Origin of the sequence: Microbacterium jepli (assembly GCF_047237905.1) — a bacterium.
Lineage (GTDB): Bacteria > Actinomycetota > Actinomycetes > Actinomycetales > Microbacteriaceae > Microbacterium.
The window spans coordinates 2,381,297-2,399,348 of sequence record NZ_JBDFLW010000005.1 but is presented as its reverse complement, the minus strand read 5'-3'; the positions used below and the strand labels follow the sequence as shown (position 1 = coordinate 2,399,348).

The 18,052-nt window shown below is 71.6% G+C and carries 17 protein-coding genes; 11 read left to right on the top strand and 6 right to left on the bottom strand.

The genetic code is table 11. From position 1 onward, the window contains the following. Window positions 1-26 precede the first annotated feature (26 nt). Window positions 27-815, top strand: a complete 789-nt coding sequence (locus tag ABC304_RS15635; protein WP_412932087.1) for a nitrilase-related carbon-nitrogen hydrolase — start codon at window positions 27-29, stop codon at window positions 813-815. Here the strand turns inward: ABC304_RS15635 and ABC304_RS15630 are convergent. Further along, window positions 806-1,756, bottom strand: a complete 951-nt coding sequence (locus ABC304_RS15630; protein WP_412932086.1) for a LysR family transcriptional regulator — start codon at window positions 1,754-1,756, stop codon at window positions 806-808. The genes ABC304_RS15635 and ABC304_RS15630 overlap by 10 nt on opposite strands. Before the next feature lie 78 nt (window positions 1,757-1,834). Here ABC304_RS15630 and hisD point away from each other — a divergent pair, with 78 nt between their 5' ends. The 4 genes from hisD (at window position 1,835) to ABC304_RS15610 (ending at window position 5,731) form a co-directional block, all read left to right on the top strand. Further along, window positions 1,835-3,151: a histidinol dehydrogenase gene (hisD, locus tag ABC304_RS15625; protein WP_412932084.1), complete on the top strand. Its 1,317-nt coding sequence runs from the start codon at window positions 1,835-1,837 to the stop codon at window positions 3,149-3,151. Window positions 3,152-3,241: 90 nt separating this feature from the next. After that, entirely contained in the window at window positions 3,242-4,411 is a 1,170-nt protein-coding gene (locus ABC304_RS15620; RefSeq protein ID WP_412932082.1) for a PrsW family intramembrane metalloprotease, read from the top strand. 239 nt (window positions 4,412-4,650) lie between these two features. After that, window positions 4,651-5,019 (top strand): FKBP-type peptidyl-prolyl cis-trans isomerase, encoded by a 369-nt coding sequence (locus tag ABC304_RS15615; protein ID WP_412932080.1) that lies wholly within the window; start codon window positions 4,651-4,653, stop codon window positions 5,017-5,019. A gap of 151 nt (window positions 5,020-5,170) precedes the next feature. Further along, window positions 5,171-5,731 (top strand): YceI family protein, encoded by a 561-nt coding sequence (locus tag ABC304_RS15610; RefSeq protein WP_412932077.1) that lies wholly within the window; start codon window positions 5,171-5,173, stop codon window positions 5,729-5,731. On the opposite strand, the gene ABC304_RS15605 is transcribed toward ABC304_RS15610, so the two are convergent. Further along, window positions 5,697-6,689 carry a DMT family transporter gene (locus ABC304_RS15605; RefSeq protein WP_412932074.1) on the bottom strand — a complete coding sequence of 331 codons (993 nt, stop codon included), beginning with the start codon at window positions 6,687-6,689 and terminating at the stop codon, window positions 5,697-5,699. The two genes, ABC304_RS15610 and ABC304_RS15605, sit on opposite strands and share 35 nt — an antisense overlap. Window positions 6,690-6,809: 120 nt before the next feature. Continuing rightward, window positions 6,810-8,120: an MFS transporter gene (locus ABC304_RS15600; RefSeq protein ID WP_412932072.1), complete on the bottom strand. Its 1,311-nt coding sequence runs from the start codon at window positions 8,118-8,120 to the stop codon at window positions 6,810-6,812. 180 nt (window positions 8,121-8,300) lie between these two features. Here ABC304_RS15600 and rpsO point away from each other — a divergent pair, with 180 nt between their 5' ends. Next, window positions 8,301-8,570, top strand: a complete 270-nt coding sequence (gene rpsO / locus ABC304_RS15595) for a 30S ribosomal protein S15 (protein WP_127095130.1) — start codon at window positions 8,301-8,303, stop codon at window positions 8,568-8,570. A gap of 105 nt (window positions 8,571-8,675) precedes the next feature. Here the strand turns inward: rpsO and ABC304_RS15590 are convergent, their stop codons facing one another. Both ABC304_RS15590 and ABC304_RS15585 read right to left on the bottom strand, forming a co-directional pair. Continuing rightward, a complete protein-coding gene (locus tag ABC304_RS15590) occupies window positions 8,676-9,617 on the bottom strand; it encodes a linear amide C-N hydrolase (RefSeq protein ID WP_412932070.1) in 942 nt (313 codons plus the stop codon). Between the two features lie 67 nt (window positions 9,618-9,684). Beyond that, window positions 9,685-10,704, bottom strand: coding sequence for an isopenicillin N synthase family dioxygenase (locus tag ABC304_RS15585; protein ID WP_412932068.1), 1,020 nt, complete (start codon window positions 10,702-10,704; stop codon window positions 9,685-9,687). A 176-nt stretch (window positions 10,705-10,880) separates the two neighbouring features. On the opposite strand from ABC304_RS15585, the gene efeU reads away from it, so the two are divergent. The 5 genes from efeU (at window position 10,881) to ABC304_RS15560 (ending at window position 16,536) form a co-directional block, all read left to right on the top strand. Then, window positions 10,881-11,912, top strand: a complete 1,032-nt coding sequence (efeU, locus tag ABC304_RS15580; protein ID WP_412932066.1) for an iron uptake transporter permease EfeU — start codon at window positions 10,881-10,883, stop codon at window positions 11,910-11,912. Then, window positions 11,909-13,162, top strand: a complete 1,254-nt coding sequence (gene efeO / locus ABC304_RS15575) for an iron uptake system protein EfeO (RefSeq protein ID WP_412932064.1) — start codon at window positions 11,909-11,911, stop codon at window positions 13,160-13,162. Before efeU ends, efeO begins: the two co-directional genes overlap by 4 nt. 1 nt (window position 13,163) lies before the next feature. After that, window positions 13,164-14,456 carry an iron uptake transporter deferrochelatase/peroxidase subunit gene (gene efeB, locus ABC304_RS15570; protein ID WP_412932063.1) on the top strand — a complete coding sequence of 431 codons (1,293 nt, stop codon included), beginning with the start codon at window positions 13,164-13,166 and terminating at the stop codon, window positions 14,454-14,456. Window positions 14,457-14,681: 225 nt separating this feature from the next. Further along, entirely contained in the window at window positions 14,682-15,887 is a 1,206-nt protein-coding gene (locus tag ABC304_RS15565) for an LLM class flavin-dependent oxidoreductase (protein WP_412932972.1), read from the top strand. A 1-nt stretch (window position 15,888) separates the two neighbouring features. After that, window positions 15,889-16,536 (top strand): FMN reductase, encoded by a 648-nt coding sequence (locus tag ABC304_RS15560; RefSeq protein ID WP_412932061.1) that lies wholly within the window; start codon window positions 15,889-15,891, stop codon window positions 16,534-16,536. Between the two features lie 19 nt (window positions 16,537-16,555). Here ABC304_RS15560 and ABC304_RS15555 read toward each other — a convergent pair whose 3' ends face one another. Beyond that, window positions 16,556-17,998: a DNA/RNA non-specific endonuclease gene (locus ABC304_RS15555; RefSeq protein ID WP_412932971.1), complete on the bottom strand. Its 1,443-nt coding sequence runs from the start codon at window positions 17,996-17,998 to the stop codon at window positions 16,556-16,558. Window positions 17,999-18,052 lie beyond the last annotated feature (54 nt).

Sequence of the window (18,052 nt, the reverse complement as noted above, 5' to 3'; positions counted from 1 at the left end):
ACCGGAGCGCGCCCCGCACGCTGCGCGTGGCCGCGATCTCGCCCGACATCCGGCTGGGCGAGGTCGCGGCCAACGTCGCGCGGATCGCCGACGCGCTCGCCGGCGCGGGGTCCGACGGCGCGCGACTCATCGTGCTGCCCGAGCTCGCGACCAGCGGCTACGTCTTCCACGACGCCGCGGAGGTCGCAGCCGCCGCGGTCACCCGCGACGACCCGCTGTGGCGCGAGCTCTCGGCCACGCTGCCCGCGGGGGCCGTCGCCGTCGTGGGCTACGCCGAGCGCGATGGGACCGCCGTCTACAACACGGCCGCGGTGCTCACGCGCGACGCGCGTATCGGCGACTACCGGAAGGCGCACCTGTGGGGCGGCGAAGCGGCGCTCTTCACGCCGGGCGAGCGGGCGGGCGAGGTCTACGACACCCCGATCGGACGGCTGGCCGTGGCCATCTGCTACGACAACGAGTTCCCGGAGGTGCCGCGCCGCCTCGCCCTCGCCGGAGCGGACCTCCTCGCCCTGCCGGTCAACTGGCCCCTGGTGCCCCGACCCGCCGGCGAGCGCCCGCCGGAGGTCATCCAGGCCATGGCGGCCGCGCGGTCGTCGCGGCTCGCGACCGTCATCGCGGACCGTCGCGGCAGTGAGCGGGGGGTCGCCTGGACGGGTGGGACGAGCGTCATCGACGAGGACGGCTGGCCTGCGGCCGAGGGGGCCGGCGCGGAGACCGCGTTCGCGACGCTGTCGCTCCGGCCCGCCGGAGACAAGAGCCTGCCGCCGCACAACGACCTCTTCGCCGATCGGCGACCCGACCTCTACTCCTGAGCGCTCCCCGGTGCCGCGGCGGCGGCGATGCGACCGGCATGGCGGGTCACGCGCTCCCGGAGCATCTCCTGGGCGAGGTCCGCCAAGCGTTGCGTGGCGGGCGAGAGGGTCGCACCCTCCCGCTGCACCAGCGCGACCGTGTCGTACAGCGGCTCCGCGAACGGCGTGAGCAGGATGCCGTCGGGGAAGCCCGGCGCCTCGGCGATGGTGCGCGACACGACGGTGTCGGCCGCGCCGGACGCCACGACGCTCAGCGCCGTCTCGACATGCTCGACCTCGATCGCCGCATCCAGCGTGAGACCCTCCAGTCGCGCGCGGGCGCGCAGCTGCCGCCGGGTCGGATCGCTCCAGCCCGCGTAGGCGTCGTAGAGCACCAGCTTCCGCTCGGTCACCTCGGCGATGGTCAGCGGGCCGTCGTCCGGACTCCGCTCGGAAGACGCGAAGAGCACCTCGTCACGGAACAGCGGCGTGATGCGCAGACCGGCCTCCTCGACCGGGAGCACGACGACGCCCGCCTCCAATTCGCCGGCCGCGATCGAGCTGGCCACGAGCGCGGAGTTGAGACCCACTAGGCGGACCTTGACGAGCGGATGCCGGCGGTGGAAGGTCTGGACGAGATCGCCGAGGTCGTAATAGGCGGCGTTGCGCAGCACGCCGAACGTGCACGTGCCCCCCTCGAGCGACCGGAGGGCGCGCACCGATTCCACACCGTTGTCGATCGCGCCGACCGCCTGGTCGGCGTGCGCCCGCAGCGCGTGCGCGGCCTCGGTCGGCGCGAGCCGACGGCCGCCGCGCATGAACAGCGCGGCACCCAGTTCGCGCTCGAGCCGGGCGATGAGCTCCGACACGGAGGCCTGCGTGATGTCGAGCTCGTCGGCGGCGGCGGTGAACGATCCGAGGTCCATCGCCGCCAGGAACGCCCGCAGCTGCACGATGGTCACGTGCCAATGGTAAACCCTGTGCCGCGCATCGGAACCACTGGCCTTGTGGGGGATCAGACGCCGCTCTAGCGTGAGGGCATGCGCTTCACTCCCGCCGTCCTCGAGAGCCTTCAGGGCTCGTTCCATCACCTCAAGACACCGCTGGTCGACGCGCCGGCCGCACAGCGCGATCCCGCAGTGATCGAGACGGTCTCCCGCATGCTGCTGGACATCCAGCGCCGCGGGATGGACGCCGTGCTCGACTACGCGCGGTCGCTCGACGGGTACGGCGGGGGAGACGTCGAGCTCTCCGCCGACAGGATCGCCTCGAGCGGCGACCGGCTGCCCGCCGACCTCCGCGCGGCGATCGAGCTCGGATCGCAGCGCACCCGCGCGTTCGCGGTCGAGCAGCGCTCGCACCTGACCGGCTTCGAGACGGAACTCGTGCCGGGGCTCGTCACCGGGGTGCGCTACGTCCCGGTCTCCCGCGTCGGGGCGTACCTGCCCGCCGGCCGCTTCCCCCTGACCGCGAGCGCGTTCATGACGGTGGGGGTGGCCAAGGAGGCCGGCGTGCCGACGGTCATCGCGTGCACGCCGCCCCAGCCGGACGGCGGCGCGAACGAGGCGGTCGTCTACGCGGCGCACCTGTCGGGCGTGGACCGCGTGTTCGTCCTCGGCGGCGTGCAGGCGCTGGCGGCGATGGCCTACGGACTCCTGGGCGAGCTGCCCGTCGACATGCTCGTCGGGGCGGGCAACGCCTTCGTCGCCGAGGCGAAGCGGCAGCTGTTCGGCGCCGTCGCCATCGACCTGCTCGCCGGGCCGTCCGAGGTCGCGGTCATCTCCGACGAGACCGCCGATCCCGAGATCGTGGCGGCGGACCTCCTCGGTCAGGCCGAGCACGGCCCGAACTCGCCCGCCGCGCTCGTGACGACGTCGGAGGAGCACGGTCGCGCCGTCATCGCCGCCGTCGACCGTCAGCTCGCCGGACTCGCGACGGAGCCCATCGCCGGGCCCGCCTGGCGCGACTACGGGTCGGTGACGGTCGCCGACGACCGCGAGACGGCGGCGGCGCTCATGGACGACCTGGCGCCGGAGCACCTCGAGGTCATCTCGGCCGACGACCACTGGTATCACGACCGGCTGCGCAACTACGGCTCGATCTTCCTCGGACCGTGGAGCACCGTCGCCTACTCCGACAAGGGGATGGCGGGCACCAACCACGTCCTCCCGACCGCGGGCGGCGCCAAGCACAGCGCGGGGCTGTCGGTGTCGCGCTTCCTGAAGCCGCTCACCTACCAGCGCATCGTGCGCGAGGCGACGCCGGAGCTCGCGAACGCCGTCCAGGTCATCTCCGACTCCGAGGGGATGGCCGCGCACAGCGCCACGGCCACCATGCGCCTGGCCACCTACACCTGAACGCCGCATCTCGTCCCGCTCCGATCGCCCATCGACCGGGCGGGCGCAAGCGGGAGGTCCACTTCCGGCGCGACTCATAGGCTGTGCGCCATGACCTCTCCGTCCCCGCTGTCCCGCCCGCACGGGGGGACGCCGGCGCGCATCGTCCCGCCGCCGGCATCCCCTCCGGTGCTGCCCGTCGTCCCCCGCAGGGGACGCAGCGCGTCGATCTGGCTCATCGCCGTCGTCGTCGTGGTGCTGCTGGCCGTCGCGGGCTACTTCCTCGCGGCGCTCGGGGCCGCGGCATCCATCGCCGGAATGGTCCTCGCGCTCATCCCGCTCGCGGGGGTGCTGTTCGCCGTCCGCCTCATCGACCGGTGGGAGCCGGAGCCGCGCAGCCTGGTGATCCTCGCCGTGGCCTGGGGCGCCGTGGTGGCCGTGGCGATCGCGCTGGGGGTCGACCTGCTGCTGACCCTCGTGCTCGGCCGGGCTGACACGCCTGCCGCGGAGGCGTTCGGCTCCGTCGTCCAGGCGCCGCTCGTGGAGGAGTTCGCCAAAGGCCTGGGCGTCTTCCTCATCTTCGCGACGGCCCGTCGCGCATTCGACGGTCCGGTGGACGGCGTCGTGTACGGCGCGCTCGTGGGCGCCGGCTTCGCCTTCACCGAGAACATCCAGTACTTCGCCGTCAGCCTCATCGAGGGCGGCGCGACTCAGGCGACGGTCACGTTCTTCCTGCGCGGCGTGCTCTCGCCGTTCGCGCACGTCATGTTCACCGCGGTCACGGGCTTCGCCCTCGGACTCGCCGCGCGACGCGGGCTCCGCCCCGGGCAGGCGCTCGGACTCTGGGTGGCGGGCATGGCGGGTGCTGCCGTGCTGCACGCGCTGTGGAACGGCTCCGCGGCCTTCTTCGACTTCTTCGCGCTCTACGCCACGCTGCAGGTGCCGCTGTTCGTCCTCTTCGTGCTGGGCGTGCTGGCGCTCCGCCGGGAGGAGGCGCGGCTCACCCGCGCACGACTGGGGGAGTACGCGGCGGTCGGGTGGTTCACCGCTCAGGAGGTCGACATGCTGGCGACGCCGGCGGGACGCCGGGCGGGGATCGCGTGGGCCCGCAGCCTGCCCGGCGACCGCGCCCGCACGATGAAGACCTTCATCGCCGAGGCGACGGCGCTCGCCGCGGCACGCCAGCGCGCGCTGTCGGGCCGCGACGCCGCGGCCGCGCAGGACGAGCACGTGCTGCTGCAGCGCTCGGTCGCCGCGCGCGCGGCGCTGTTCGCCCGGTGACGGCACCCGGCACCCGCTGACAGCGTGCCGCGTGCGGGCCGCCGGAGCGCAGTTGCGCGGCCGCGGGCGGCCGGCGCCCTTGACAGCCCCGCACGCTCTGGGCACCATTGAGGAAGACCAACTCAGCGCTCGGTTGACACGCAGGCATCGCCGCGGCACCGGGCGCTGAGTCTGTGTACGGGGTGTGCATCACGGCCGGGCGCTTTGACCCGTCCGCGCGGCTCGGGTTGGATGGACCCATGACCAACGAACGCACCAAGCCCGAATTCGACGCTCCCCAGGCACCCGCCCCCACCGACCTCGTCATCCGCGACATCGAGGTGGGCGACGGCGCGGAGGCCAAGCCCGGCGACACGGTCACCGTGCACTACGCCGGCGTCGAGTACGAGTCCGGCGAGGAGTTCGACTCCTCCTGGGGCCGGGGCGAGAGCATCCAGTTCCCGCTCCGCGGCCTCATTCAGGGGTGGCAGGACGGCATCCCGGGCATGAAGGTCGGCGGACGCCGCGAGCTCGTCATCCCGCCGCACCTGGCCTACGGCCCCGCCGGCGGACACTTCCTCGGCGGCAAGACCCTCATCTTCATCATCGATCTGCTCGCCGTCGGCTGATCCCGCTGAGCGAGACCGGAGGAGCGGGTGCCGCGGCATCCGCTCCTTCGTCGTCTCCGACGCCTGATATATTCAAGGGAATAGATCTGCGCGTCCCGCGTTCCATCTGTCGTAACGCCGGATCACCGGCCCGTCTTGGAGGACCGACATCATGACCACCACGAACACCATCGACATCCCCGGATACAAGCCCGGCACGTGGGAGCTCGACCCCTCGCACAGCGAGGTCGGCTTCACCGTGCGTCACATGATGATCTCGAAGGTGCGCGGCTCCTTCGGCATCAAGAGCGCCACCTTCATCGCCCCGGAGAACCCGCTCGAGGCCTCCGTCACCGCGCACGTCGACGCCGCATCGCTCGACACCAAGGACGAGGGTCGCGACCAGCACCTCCGCTCCGCCGACTTCTTCGACGTCGAGACCTACCCGTCGATCGACTTCGTCTCGACCGGCGTCCGCGTCGAGGACGGCGAGATGCTCGTCGACGGCGACCTGACCATGCACGGCGTGACCAAGCCCGTCACCTTCGAGTTCGAGTTCGGCGGCTTCGGCACCGACCCGTGGGGCAACTCCAAGGCCGGCGCGACGGCCAAGGCCGTCATCAACCGCGAGGACTTCGGCCTCACGTGGAACGCCGCGCTCGAGACCGGCGGCGTGCTCGTCGGCAAGGACGTCACCATCACGCTCGACCTGCAGGGCGCCCACCAGGCCTGATCGCCTCTGCTCCGGAGGGACCGCTCGCCTCGGCGATGCGGTCCCTTCGTCGTCCCAGGGAGCGCAGGCGGTTTTGCGCCAGCACGATGCCCGCGAACACGACGAGGGCGCCGACCGGCTCGTTCCAGGTGAGCGGCTCGCCCAGGATCGTCATGCCCAGGGCCACGCCCACGATCGGCGTGATGTAGGTCACCGTCGAGGCGCGGGTCGGGCCCCAGGCGCGCAGCGTGTTCTGGTTCCAGATGTAGACCACTCCGGTGCCGAGGCAGCCGAGCGCGATCATCGACAGCACGACCGGCGGAGTGAGCGAGACCGGGCCGAGTGCGATGGCCGGGGTCAGCACGACCATGACGGCGGCGCCCAGCCCGATGTTGAGGAACGAGAAGGTGAGCGCACTCATCCCCGTGCGCGGCACGAAGCGCCGCATGTACGCGAGGCTGAAGCCGTAGCAGGCCGTCGCTCCGAGCATGGCGAGCTGGGCGGGGATGCTCTGGGCGAGGTCCAGCCCCTGCCAGGGCGCGATGATGACGCCGACCCCCAGCATCCCGATCAGGATGCCCGCCAGCTGGACGGGTCGCAGCTTCTCGACGCGGAAGAGCAGCCCCGCCATGACCGCCGTCATGATCGGCGTCGTCGCGTTGTAGATGCTCGCGAGGCCGGAGGTGACGTGCTGCTGCGCCCATGAGAACAGCAGGAACGGCAGCACGCAGAAGCTGATGCCGAGCACGAGCATGTGGCCCCAGACACGGATGCTGCGGGGGAGCCGTTCGCGACGGATGGTCACGAACGCACCGAGGGTGATCGCGCCGAGCACCAGCCGCGACCAGGCCACCTGGGCGGGGCTCAGTCCTTCCAGCCCGACCTTCATGAAGAGGAAGCTCGACCCCCAGACGATGCCGCACAGCACGAACTGCACCGTCACGGTGGCGGAAGTCGGGGTGCGCGCGGCGTCGGTCACCCTGCGAACCTAGCGCCGGCCTCCGACGCGGCGTGCGGGAGCGGACAGCTGCGTCCGAAACCCGCCGACACCTGGCAGTCCGGCGCCGTGCCGGGGGAGCGGTCGGCTCCGGCGCGCGGCTCAGGGCTCGGGATGCAGGGCGTCGTAGTCGCGGAAGCGCGGGTTGGCGCGCACGAGCAGCCACACGAGCGTCACGATCACCAGGCCGCCGATGAGCGGCGGGAACCACAGGGTGGTGAGCGTCGCCAGGGTGCCGGCGTAGAGCGCGCCGACGCGGGGCCCGCCCGCCACGACCACCACGAAGATGCCCTGAAGGCGCCCGCGAATCGCGTCGGGCACGGCGGACTGCATCATCGTCGAGCGGTAGATCGCGCTGACGTTGTCGGCCGCGCCGGCCACCGCGAGGAACAGGAACGCGACGGCGATGAGTGCGAGGTTCGCGGACTGCTCTCCGACGTCGGCGGGCGCGAAGACGCCCAACGCTGCGGCGAGCAGCACCGCGCCGAACGCGAGGATCGCGAGCCCGTAGACCTGGATGGACCGCTGGATGCCGATGCCGTGGTGGCGCACCCGGCCGATCGGGCCGGAGAACAGGCTCGAGAGGAACGCCCCCGCCGCGAACGCCGCCGTCAGCACCCCAGTCGTGATCGGGCCACCGCCCAGCAGCAGGGCGCCGATCGCCGGGAACAGCGCCAGCGGCTGCCCGAAGGTCATCGCCGTGATGTCGAGGATGTACTGCAGGCGGATATTGGTCGCCCGCCGCAGGAACGCCCACCCGTCCTTCAGCGACTCGAGTCCCGGCTTGACGACGACCCCCTCGGGACGGATGCTCGGCAGCGTGAACAGGCCGAGGAACAGGGAGAGCATCAGCACGACGTCGATCGTGTAGGTCCACTGGTAGCCGGCGACCGCGACGAGGACGCCCGCGAGCGCCGGCCCCGCCATGACCATGACGCCGACGGTGATGCCGTTGAGCGCAGCGGCGGCCGGCAGCAGGTCGCGGGGGAGGAGGCGCGGCGTGATCGCGGACTTCGTGGCCATCACGATGGAGTTCGCCGCGGCGTTGACGACGCTGAGGAGGTAGAGCCACCACACCGTCTCCAGGTGGCCCCACGCGAGTCCCGCGAGCACGGCGGTGGAGACCCAGGTGACGGATGCGGCGATCAGCGCCACCGTCTTGCGGTCGAACGCGTCGGCGAGCATCCCTCCGTAGAGGCCGGCGAGCACCATGGGCACGAGTCCGGCGACGGCGATCATCGAGACGGCGAAGGTGTCCTGCGTGAGCTCGTAGACGTGCAGCATGACCGCGACGATCGTCAGCTGTCCGCCGAGTCCGGCGAGGGTCGAGCCGACCCAGAGCCGCGCGAACGCGGGGCTGGCGGAGAAGGGGCGCAGGTCGAGGAAGTGCTCGCGGCGCAGGCGCGTCTTCACCTGTTCATTCCGACGGCGCCCACCACGTCTCCGACCCTAACGCGTGCCCGGAGCCCCGGGACGCGGCATCCCTCCCATCCCTGATAGACTCCCAAGGTTGCCGTTTGATCGGCCGCGGATAAAGAGAGCTCGCACATCGTGTGCCGGGCGCCGCGCAGTGAGAGAAAGGGGATCCCATCTATGCCGCTCGATTCTGACGCCAAGAAGGCGATCATCGACCAGTACGCCACGCACCCCGGTGACACCGGATCCCCCGAGGTGCAGGTTGCGATGCTGTCGCAGCGCATCAAGGACCTCACCGAGCACCTGAAGGAGCACAAGCACGACCACCACTCGCGTCGTGGTCTGTTCCTGATGGTCGGTCAGCGTCGCCGTCTGCTCGGCTACCTCCAGGACATCGACATCGCCCGTTACCGGTCGCTGATCGAGCGCCTGGGGCTTCGCCGCTGAGTCGCATCCGCGTATATCGCCTTCCGAAGGCCGTCCCACGGTGTGGGGCGGCCTTCGTGCTGTCCGGCGGGCGTCCGGGAGACGGAGCGCCCGCCCGCACGCCGCTCAGTAGCTGAGCGTCGCCGGCTCGAGGCCGCTCGTCTGATCACCCACCAGCGAGAGCTGTGTCGGGTCGAGGCGGCGCACCTCGGTGGTCTCGGCGAGGTCGTCGAGGCAGACCCAGAAGATGTTCGGGCTGCGGGTGGCGCCGAAGTAGTAGACCCGATTGGTCAGGTCGGCGCCCGCGCGCCACCACGTCGGGTAGACGTCGCCGGTGGAGTACGGCGCCCCGAACGGCACCGACACGTTCGCGATGAGCTGGAACACGCCTGCCACGGCCTGCTCCTCGTTCTCCGGCTCCGGCAGGTAGTGCAGGAAGTAGGCGGCCCGCACGAAGCGATCGAGCGAGGTGATGTCGCCCGGGGGAGGCAGTTCGCCGCCGAACGGGCGGTAGCGCGCCAGGTTCGCGAGCTGCTCGTCGAGCGCGGGGGAGTTGGCCATCACCGTGTACTCCGGCCCGTGGTGCACCACGAGCACGCCGTCGATCGGCTCTATGACGGCCGCGTCGCCGCTCGCGTCCTCCAGGGCGATGTGCACGCCCATCTCCAGTCCGCGGAACAGAGGCGAGGTGATGCGCACCCGGTCGAGGTCGGCGACGGCCTCGGCGACCGTGGCGTAGGAGTCGAGCAGGTACTGGGTCCACAAGGCGTTCGCCAGCGTCGGGCGGCCGTCGGGCTCGGGGAAGGACACGTCCTCCGGGTCGAGGTAGAGCGCGTGGGCGGCGAGCCCCCGCTCGTTCATCCCGTCGACCGTGCCCACACCCCACATGCTGGTGACGAGGCTGCTGTATCGCGACGTCCAGCGCAGCGCCTCCTCCTCCGGACCGCCGCGGCGTTCGGTGCCGCGGGGCACGAACCAGAGCTCGGGCTCGTCGCTGACGGCCCAGTCCATGCAGCGGCTGACCGTCTTGGCCACGGCGTTGTCATTCCAGAAGATGCGGGTGCACACGAGCGCGAGCGTAGCCGCCGGACGCGGCCGGAACGGGTTCGACGCCGCCGCGGTCGCGGAAGTGCCGTCAGGATGTCGCGGCGCGCGCCTTCACGAGGTCGCCGTGCCAGCGCTCGGCGACATCCGGGTGGGCGCGCAGACGGGACTTGAGCGCGTTCTCGCCGTACAGGGCGTGGATCGGGTTGCTCGGGTCCTGCGTCACGCCGCGGGCCTCGGCGGCCAGCTCCGCCGGCAGGTCGAGCAGCGGCAGGCGCTGATCGAGTGCGGGGTTGAAGAAGAAGGGGACCGAGATGCGGTCGTCCGGGAGTCGAGGCGAGATCACGCGGTGGTTCGTCGCCGTCAGATAGCCCTGCGTGGCGTACTCCAGCAGCTCGCCGATGTTGACGACGAACGCGCCGGGCACGGAGGGGGCGTCGACCCACTCGCCGCCGCGCTCCACCTGGAGACCGCCCTTGCCGGGTTCCACCCACAGGAGCGTCAGGACGCCGGAGTCCTTGTGCGCGCCTACGCCCTGCTGCGGCTCGGGGGCGTCGGTGCCGGGGTAGCGGACGATCTTGATGAGGGTGGAGGGCTCGCCGAAGTGGTCGTCGAAGTAGCCCTCCGGGGCGCCGAGTGACAGGGCCCAGGCGCGGAGCAGCTTGCGCGCCACGCCGGAGAGGTGGTCGTGCCACTCCGAGACGACCTCCTGCAGCTCGGGCTGCGCGGCCGGCCAGAGGTTCGGTCCGATCAGCCGGGCGAAGTCGGGCGCGTCGGGGTCGTCGACGGCCGCGCGCTCCGGCCCGATGTCGATCTGCTCGCGCCAGTCGACGGCGCCCTGCGTGCGCTCGCCGCCTACCCTCGTGTAGCCGCGGAAGTGGGGGCTGGTGATGTTCTCGATGGCGAGCTTCTCGGCCTCCGGAAGCGCGAAGAACGCGCGGGCGGCCTCGTGCAGGCGCTGCTCGAGCGCGGGGGAGACGCCCGTTCCCGTCAGGTAGAAGAACCCCACGTCGTGGGTCGCCGCGCGGAGATCGTCGCGGAATCGCGCGGCGGCCTCGGGGCCGTCGTCGAGGCGGGACAGATCGAGGATGGGCAGGGTCAGCTCGGACATGGATCGAGGCTAGATCGGCTTCGACGCGGACGGCCCAATGTTGCCTCCCGTTACCGCCGCCGCCGGATCGCTGCGATTTGCGGCGCGTGCCGGCGGAGGTAAGGTGAGACTTACTGAGGCTCGCCTTACCTGCTGAGGCGGCCCGGTCCTCCCCTCTCAGTGAAAGTCCGTTCGCCGTGCTCGCCACCTTCCTCATCGGCCTCCGTGAAGGCCTCGAAGCCGCACTGGTGGTCGGCATCCTCGTCGCCTATCTGACGCGCCTCCGTCGCCGCGACGTGCTGCCCCGCCTGTGGGCCGGCATCGCGCTGGCGGTGGTCCTCGCCGTCGGCATCGGAGCGGTGCTCACGTTCGGCGCCTACAGCCTCACCTTCCAGGCCCAGGAGCTCATCGGCGGATCCCTGTCGCTGGTGGCGGTCGCCATGGTGACCTGGATGATCTTCTGGATGCAGAAGGCCGCGCGGTCGCTGAAGGCGACGATCGAGGGCGGCATCGACCGGGCACTGGCTCAGGGCACGCTGTGGGGGATGGTGCTCATCGGCTTCGTGTCGGTGGCCCGCGAGGGCATCGAGACGACCCTGCTGCTGTGGTCGATGGTGCAGTCGTTCGGCGATGCGCCGTCGGCGCTGCTGGGCGCCCTGCTCGGTCTGCTGACGGCGGTCGTGCTCGGCTGGCTTCTCGCGCGCGGGATGCTGCGGCTCGACCTCCGACGGTTTTTCACCTGGACAGGCGGCTTCCTCGTCGTCGTCGCGGCAGGGGTGCTCGCCTATGCGCTGCACGACCTGCAGGAGGCCGGCGCCCTGCCGGGTCCCTTCACCGACGCCGCCCCGCGCGACCCCGCCACCGGCGCGGTCGCCGTCGGATGGTCGGGGTTCCCTTTCGGCTGGGCCTTCGACGTCAGCCAGACCGTCCGCCCGGGCGACGCCCCCGCGGCGCTCCTGCAGGCGACGGTCGGCTTCATGCCCGCCATGACCTGGCTGCAGGTGATCGCTTGGGCCCTCTACGTCGCGATCGTCGGCGCGTTCTTCCTGCGCAACGTCCGCCGCGGCCGTCCGCGCCGTGCCGAGGCCGTCGCGGCGGGCTCCACCGCCGTCGCCGCCGCCTCGATCCCCACCGCGGCGGGCCCGGCCGCAGCATCCGCTTCCCCTTCCGCCCCCGTCTTCCCCGACGCGCTCTCCGCCGCGTCGGCGTCCCCTTCTGGAGCAGCATGAGAACCCTCCGTCCCACCGCCGGTCGCGCGCTGACCGCCGCCGTTGTCGTCGCCGTCTCCGCACTCGCGCTGAGCGGCTGCGTCGCCAAGGCCGACACGGCCGCGGCCGGCTCCTCCGCCGGCCTCACCGTCACGTCGACGGACGACGCCTGCCAGGTGTCGGGATCCACCGCGCAGAGCGGCACCCTCGCGTTCGACGTGACCAACGGCGGCAGCCAGGTGACGGAGTTCTACCTGCTCGCCGAAGACGGCCTGCGCATCGTCGGCGAGGTCGAGAACGTCGCCCCGGGCGCCAGCCGCAGCCTCACCGTGGTGGCGCAGCCCGGCTCGTACTTCACCGTCTGCAAGCCCGGGATGGTCGGCGACGGCGTCGGCCGCGCCGACTTCACCGTCAGCGGCGACGCGGTCACGGTCGACGGGCCCGACGGCGAGCTCAAGCAGCAGGCCGTCGATCTCTACGCCGCCTTCGTCAAGGACCAGGTCGCCCAGCTGCTGCCTGCCGTGCAGCAGCTCGCCGACGCGTACGAGGCCGGCGACGATGCGGCGGCGCAGGCCGCGTTCCCGCAGGTGCGGGCGTACTACGAGCGCATCGAGCCGGTCGCCGAGGCGCTCGGCGACCTCGATCCGCGCATCGACTACCGCGAGGTCGACGCCGTCGCGGAGGGCCTGGACTGGACCGGGTTCCACCGCATCGAGAAGGATCTGTGGGTCCCCGCGCAGGATGCGCTCAACTCCGACGGCGAGACGCCCGCCTGGCAGGGCTGGGCGCCCTCCACGCCGGAGGAGCGCGCCGCCTACGGCGATGGACTGGTCGCGGACGTGCAGGAGCTGTACGACTACGTGCACGGGCCGGAGTTCCAGCAGTCGCTCGACGCGCAGGGCGTTGCCGGTCTGAGCAACGGCGCGATCGCGCTCCTCGACGAGGTCGCCACGGGCAAGATCACCGGCGAGGAGGACTGGTGGTCGGGCACCGACCTCTACGACTTCGCCGCCAACGTCGAGGGCTCCAAAATGGCGTTCTCCCTCGTGCGCGACTTCGCCGACAGCAAGGGCCAGGACGGCACGAGCCTCGTCTCGCGCATCGACGCCGGCTACAGCGACCTCGAGGCGGCGCTCGCCGCGCACGGCTCGCTCGCCGACGGGTTCGTCGGCTACCGCACCCTCACCGACGCCGACAAGCGCGAGCTCACCGACCTCATCAACGCCCTGGCCGAGCCGCTCTCGCGCCTCACCACGACGGTGCTCGACTGACATGACCGATCCCGCCATCCCCGAGCCCGAGCATCGCGGCGGCCTCAGCCGTCGCGGCATGCTCGGCCTCGTGGGCGCGGCCGGAGCGGTCGTCGGTGCCGGCGCGGGGGTCGCCGGGGGCGTGGTCGCCGCCCGCTCCGCCTCCGCGACGACAGCCGATGCGGCATCCGTCCATCCGTTCTTCGGTGAGCACCAGTCGGGCATCACGACGCCCGTGCAGGATCATCTGCACTTCGCGTCGTTCGACATGATGGCCCGCACGACCCGCGAAGACCTCATCTCGCTGCTGCAGGACTGGTCGTACGCCGCCTCGCGGATGACCCAGGGCCTCGACGTCAGCGCGAGCGGTGCCGTCGGCGGATCGCCCGAGGCCCCGCCCGACGACACCGGCGAGGCCCTCGGGCTGCCGGCCGCCTCGCTCACCATCACCTTCGGCTTCGGACCCACGCTGTTCGACGGCGATGCGGGCGACCGCTACGGGATCGCCGCACGACGTCCGCCGGAGCTCGAGCGCCTGCCGCCGTTCCTCGGCGAGGACCTCGACCCCGACGCGAGCGGCGGCGATCTGTGCATCCAGGCCTGCGCCGATGACCCGCAGGTCGCCGTGCACGCGATCCGCAACCTCAGCCGCATCGCCTTCGGACGCGCACGGATCCGCTGGTCGCAGCTCGGCTTCGGGCGCACGTCCAAGACGACGTCCGCGCAGGCGACGCCGCGCAACCTCTTCGGCTTCAAGGACGGGTCGGCGAACATCCTCGCCGACGACGCCGCGGCGCTCGACTCCTCGGTGTGGGTGTCGGCCGCCGACCAGCCGTCGTGGATGTCGGGTGGCAGCTACCTCGTCGCGCGCAAGATCGCCATGCTCATCGAGTCGTGGGACCGCGTGCGCCTGTCGGAGCAGCAGAACATCGTGGGCCGCGACAAGGCGGCCGGCGCGCCCCTGTCGGGCGGCGACGAGTTCTCGCGTCCGGATCTCGAGAAGACGGATGCCGCGGGTGCCGCCGCCATCCCGGCGCGCAGCCACGTGCGGCTCGCTCATTCCGACTCCAACGGCGGCGTGCAGATCCTCCGCCGCGGCTACAACTTCGTCGACGGCAACAACGACCTCGGACGACTCGACGCCGGCCTGTTCTTCCTGTCGTTCCAGCGGTCGCCCGCGCAGTTCGTCACGCTGCAGCGCTCGCTGTCGACCGATGCCATGAACGAGTACATCCGGCACGTGGGCACCGGCATCTGGGCCGTCCCGCCCGGCGCGTCCGAGGGGTCGTACGTGGGCGCCGGCCTGTTCAGCTGACCCGATCGGCGCGCGTTGCCCACCCGTCGCCCGCTCCCCGATCTATGCGGAGCGGGCGCGTTGAGCGGCCGGAGACGGGAGGCCCTCGACACGTGTCGGGGCCTTCCCGCGCGTCAGGGAATAGATTCGACGTGACGCTGTTTCATCAGATACATTCAGATGAATAGAAGCGGATGCCACGGCATCCCGGATCGGAGATCGATCGTGAACGACACGACACCCCAGATGCAGTTCGGCATCTTCACCGTGAGCGACATCACCGAGGACCCGACCACCGGCCGGACCCCGAGCGAGGCGGAGAAGATCCGCGACACCATCACGCTCGCGAAGCACGCCGAAGAGGTCGGGCTCGACGTCTTCGCCCTCGGCGAGCACCACAACCCCCCGTTCTGGTCGTCGTCGCCGACCACCACGCTCGCCTTCATCGCCGCGCAGACCGAGCGTCTCGTGCTCTCCACGGCGACCACGCTCATCACGACGAACGACCCGGTGAAGATCGCCGAGGACTTCGCGATGCTGCAGCACGTCTCCGGCGGTCGCACCGACCTCATGCTCGGCCGCGGCAACACCGGCCCGGTCTACCCCTGGTTTGGCAAGGACATCCGTCAGGGCCTGCCCCTCGCCATCGAGAATTACGCCCTGCTCCACAAGCTGTGGCGCGAGGACGTCGTGGACTGGGAGGGCAAGTTCCGCTCGCCCCTGCAGGGATTCACGTCCACGCCGCGGCCGCTCGACGGCGTCGCCCCGTTCGTCTGGCACGGCTCCATCCGCACGCCCGAGATCGCCGAGCAGGCCGCGTACTACGGTGACGGCTTCTTCGCCAACAACATCTTCTGGCCCGCCGAGCACTACCAGCGTCTCATCGCGCTGTACCGCCAGCGCTTCGCGCACTACGGACACGGCACGCCCGAGCAGGCGATCGTCGGCCTCGGCGGTCAGGCGTTCATGGCCAAGAACTCGCAGGACGCCGTCCGCCAGTTCCGCCCCTACTTCGACAACGCGCCCGTCTATGGACACGGTCCGTCGATGGAGGACTTCGCCGAGATGACGCCGCTCACGGTGGGATCGCCCCAGCAGGTCATCGACCGCTACGCCGGCATGCGCGACATCTACGGCGACTACCAGCGCCAGCTGTTCCTCATCGACCACGCCGGCCTTCCGCTGAAGACCGTCCTCGAGCAGCTCGACATCCTGGGCGGCGAGGTCGTCCCGGTGCTGCGTCGTGAACTCGCGAAGAACCGTCCGGCCGAGGTGCCCGACGCGCCCACGCACGCGGCCCTCGTCGCCAAGGCCTATGCCGACGGCGCACCCCGTGAGGCCCGCCCGAACGCCAACCGCGGCGACAACGTCACGGGAAGCTCGCCCTACCAGGACACCCCGGTACGCCAGGGCTCCGCGTTCGGCGCCGCGGCGACGCGATCGGTGGCGTGAGATGACCGCCTCGCGCCGCATCGCGGTCGTCTCCGCCGGCCTCTCCAACCCCTCCTCGACCCGGCTCCTCGCCGACCGGCTCTCCGCCGCCGTCGTGCGGGACCTGCGGGAGCAGGGCATCGAGGCGGAGGTCGACGTGTTCGAACTGCGCGACTACGCGCACGACATCATGAACAACCTCCTGACGGGCTTCGCGCCGGCCGCACTCGAGACGATGGTCAACGCCGTCGTCTCGGCCGACGCCCTCATCGCCGTGACGCCGATCTTCTCGACGAGCTACTCGGGGCTCTTCAAGTCGTTCATCGACATCCTCGACCCCGACGCACTCTCGGGCACGCCGGTGCTCATCGGCGCGAACGCCGGCACGGCGCGTCACTCGCTCGCGATCGATTACGCCATCCGCCCGCTGTTCACCTATCTGCACGCCGAGCCGGTGCCCACCGGCGTCTTCGCCGCCTCCAGCGACTGGGGCGGAAGCGCCGACCAGGTCGCACCGCTGGGGAACCGCGTCGACCGCGCCGCGCGCGAGCTGGCCGACGCCATCGCGCGGCGGGAGCCCGCGGCATCCGAGGATCCCTTCGATCCGTCGACCTACCTCGGGGAGGGCCGCTCGTTCGGCCACCTGCTCGGAGGCCTGGCGGGGGAGTGATCCGCGTCCGCCCCTCCCGTCAGCGGGAGAGGCGGATGTCGGCGGGGTCGTCGAGCTCGCGCCACGACGCACCGGGGCGGGATGCGGGCACGAGTGCCAGCACGTCGGCCTCGGCCAGCAGGCCGACATCGATCCCCGCCTCTGCAGCGATGTCGGTGATGGGCGCCTGGAAGGTGCGGAAGCCGGCGAGGGGGGCCACCGCACGCTCCTCGCCGGTGTCGATGAGCCGCGACTGGTCGAGCACGAAGCCGGCGGCCGCCAGCGGCGATCCCGGTCCGTCGGTGGCCCAGGCCGCGATCTTCCAGAACCGACGGGGGAGGCGGACGCCGCGGTAGAGCGGATCGTCGTCCTCGAGCATCGGCGCGGTGAAGACGGAGACGCGCAGGCGGTTCGCGCCGGCGTAGGCGAGCACGTGATCTTCGAGGCCCAGCCACAGGTCGGGCGACTGGTTGAAGCCCGACGCCTGAGGCGCGGCGTTGGTGAAGAAGAAGGTCTGCTCCGTCGCCTCGCGAGCGGTGGACTCGTCGCCCCAGCCGGGGTCGCGTCGGCGCACGAGGTGCCCCCGGTCGAGATCGTTGCGCGCGTACACCTCGGGTCCGCACTGCGCGTCTGCATCCACCCGCGGGTCGTACTCCCAGTCACCCGTGCGCGGGAGGTCTTCGAGGGACGCGCCGTCGATGTTGACGCCCGTCGCGCAGGCCAGCCGTCGCGCGGTCTGCAGCACCACCGAGAAGTGCAGGTAGGGCAGCACCTCGACGGGCACGTCCGCGGCGGGCATCGGGAGGGGCAGCGGTGACCCAAGGAAGCCGGGGTCGTAGCCCGGTCCGTACGTCTCGGTCATGGGAACACCCTTCCACGGGGAGCGGACAGCGCCGCGCGTGCGCGCGAGGCGCGTGAGGACCGCGTCGAGCAGCGCGCCGAGGGCCAGCGCGACGACGACGGACACGACGACGGCCGGCACGGGCGCTCCGGGAAGCAGCTGGCCCACCAACGCGCCGACGAACGCCTGGTAGAGCGCCCAGACCAGGGCGGCGCCGGCGGCGAACGGCAGGTGACGCCGCACCGGCATACGGCCCGCGCCCGCGGTGAGGTTCACCGCGAGCCGGGCGAACGGGATGAAGCGCGCCGTGAAGAGCACGGACGCGGTCCGGCGGTCGAGGCGATCACGGGCCCAGGCGAAGGCCGCCGTCACCCGCGGCCGCCGCATCCAGGTCCAGCGGTCGAGCCCCACGCGGCGTCCGACGGTGTAGCAGAGCACGTCACCGCAGAGCGCCGCCGACGCCGCGACCAGCACCACCCCGGCGAGGGACGGCGCCCCCTGCGACACCGCGAGCGCCGCCAGCGCCGTCACCGCGGCCTCGCCGGGAAGGATCACGAGGAACGCGTCGCCGAGCACCAGCGCGAACAGCAGAGGCAGAACGGCGGGGCTGTCCGCCAGCCCCCTCAGCGCATCGTCGATCATCACCGAGGCCAGCGTCCCCCGCGCCCGGGAACGGGTCGGCAGACGCCCGGTGGC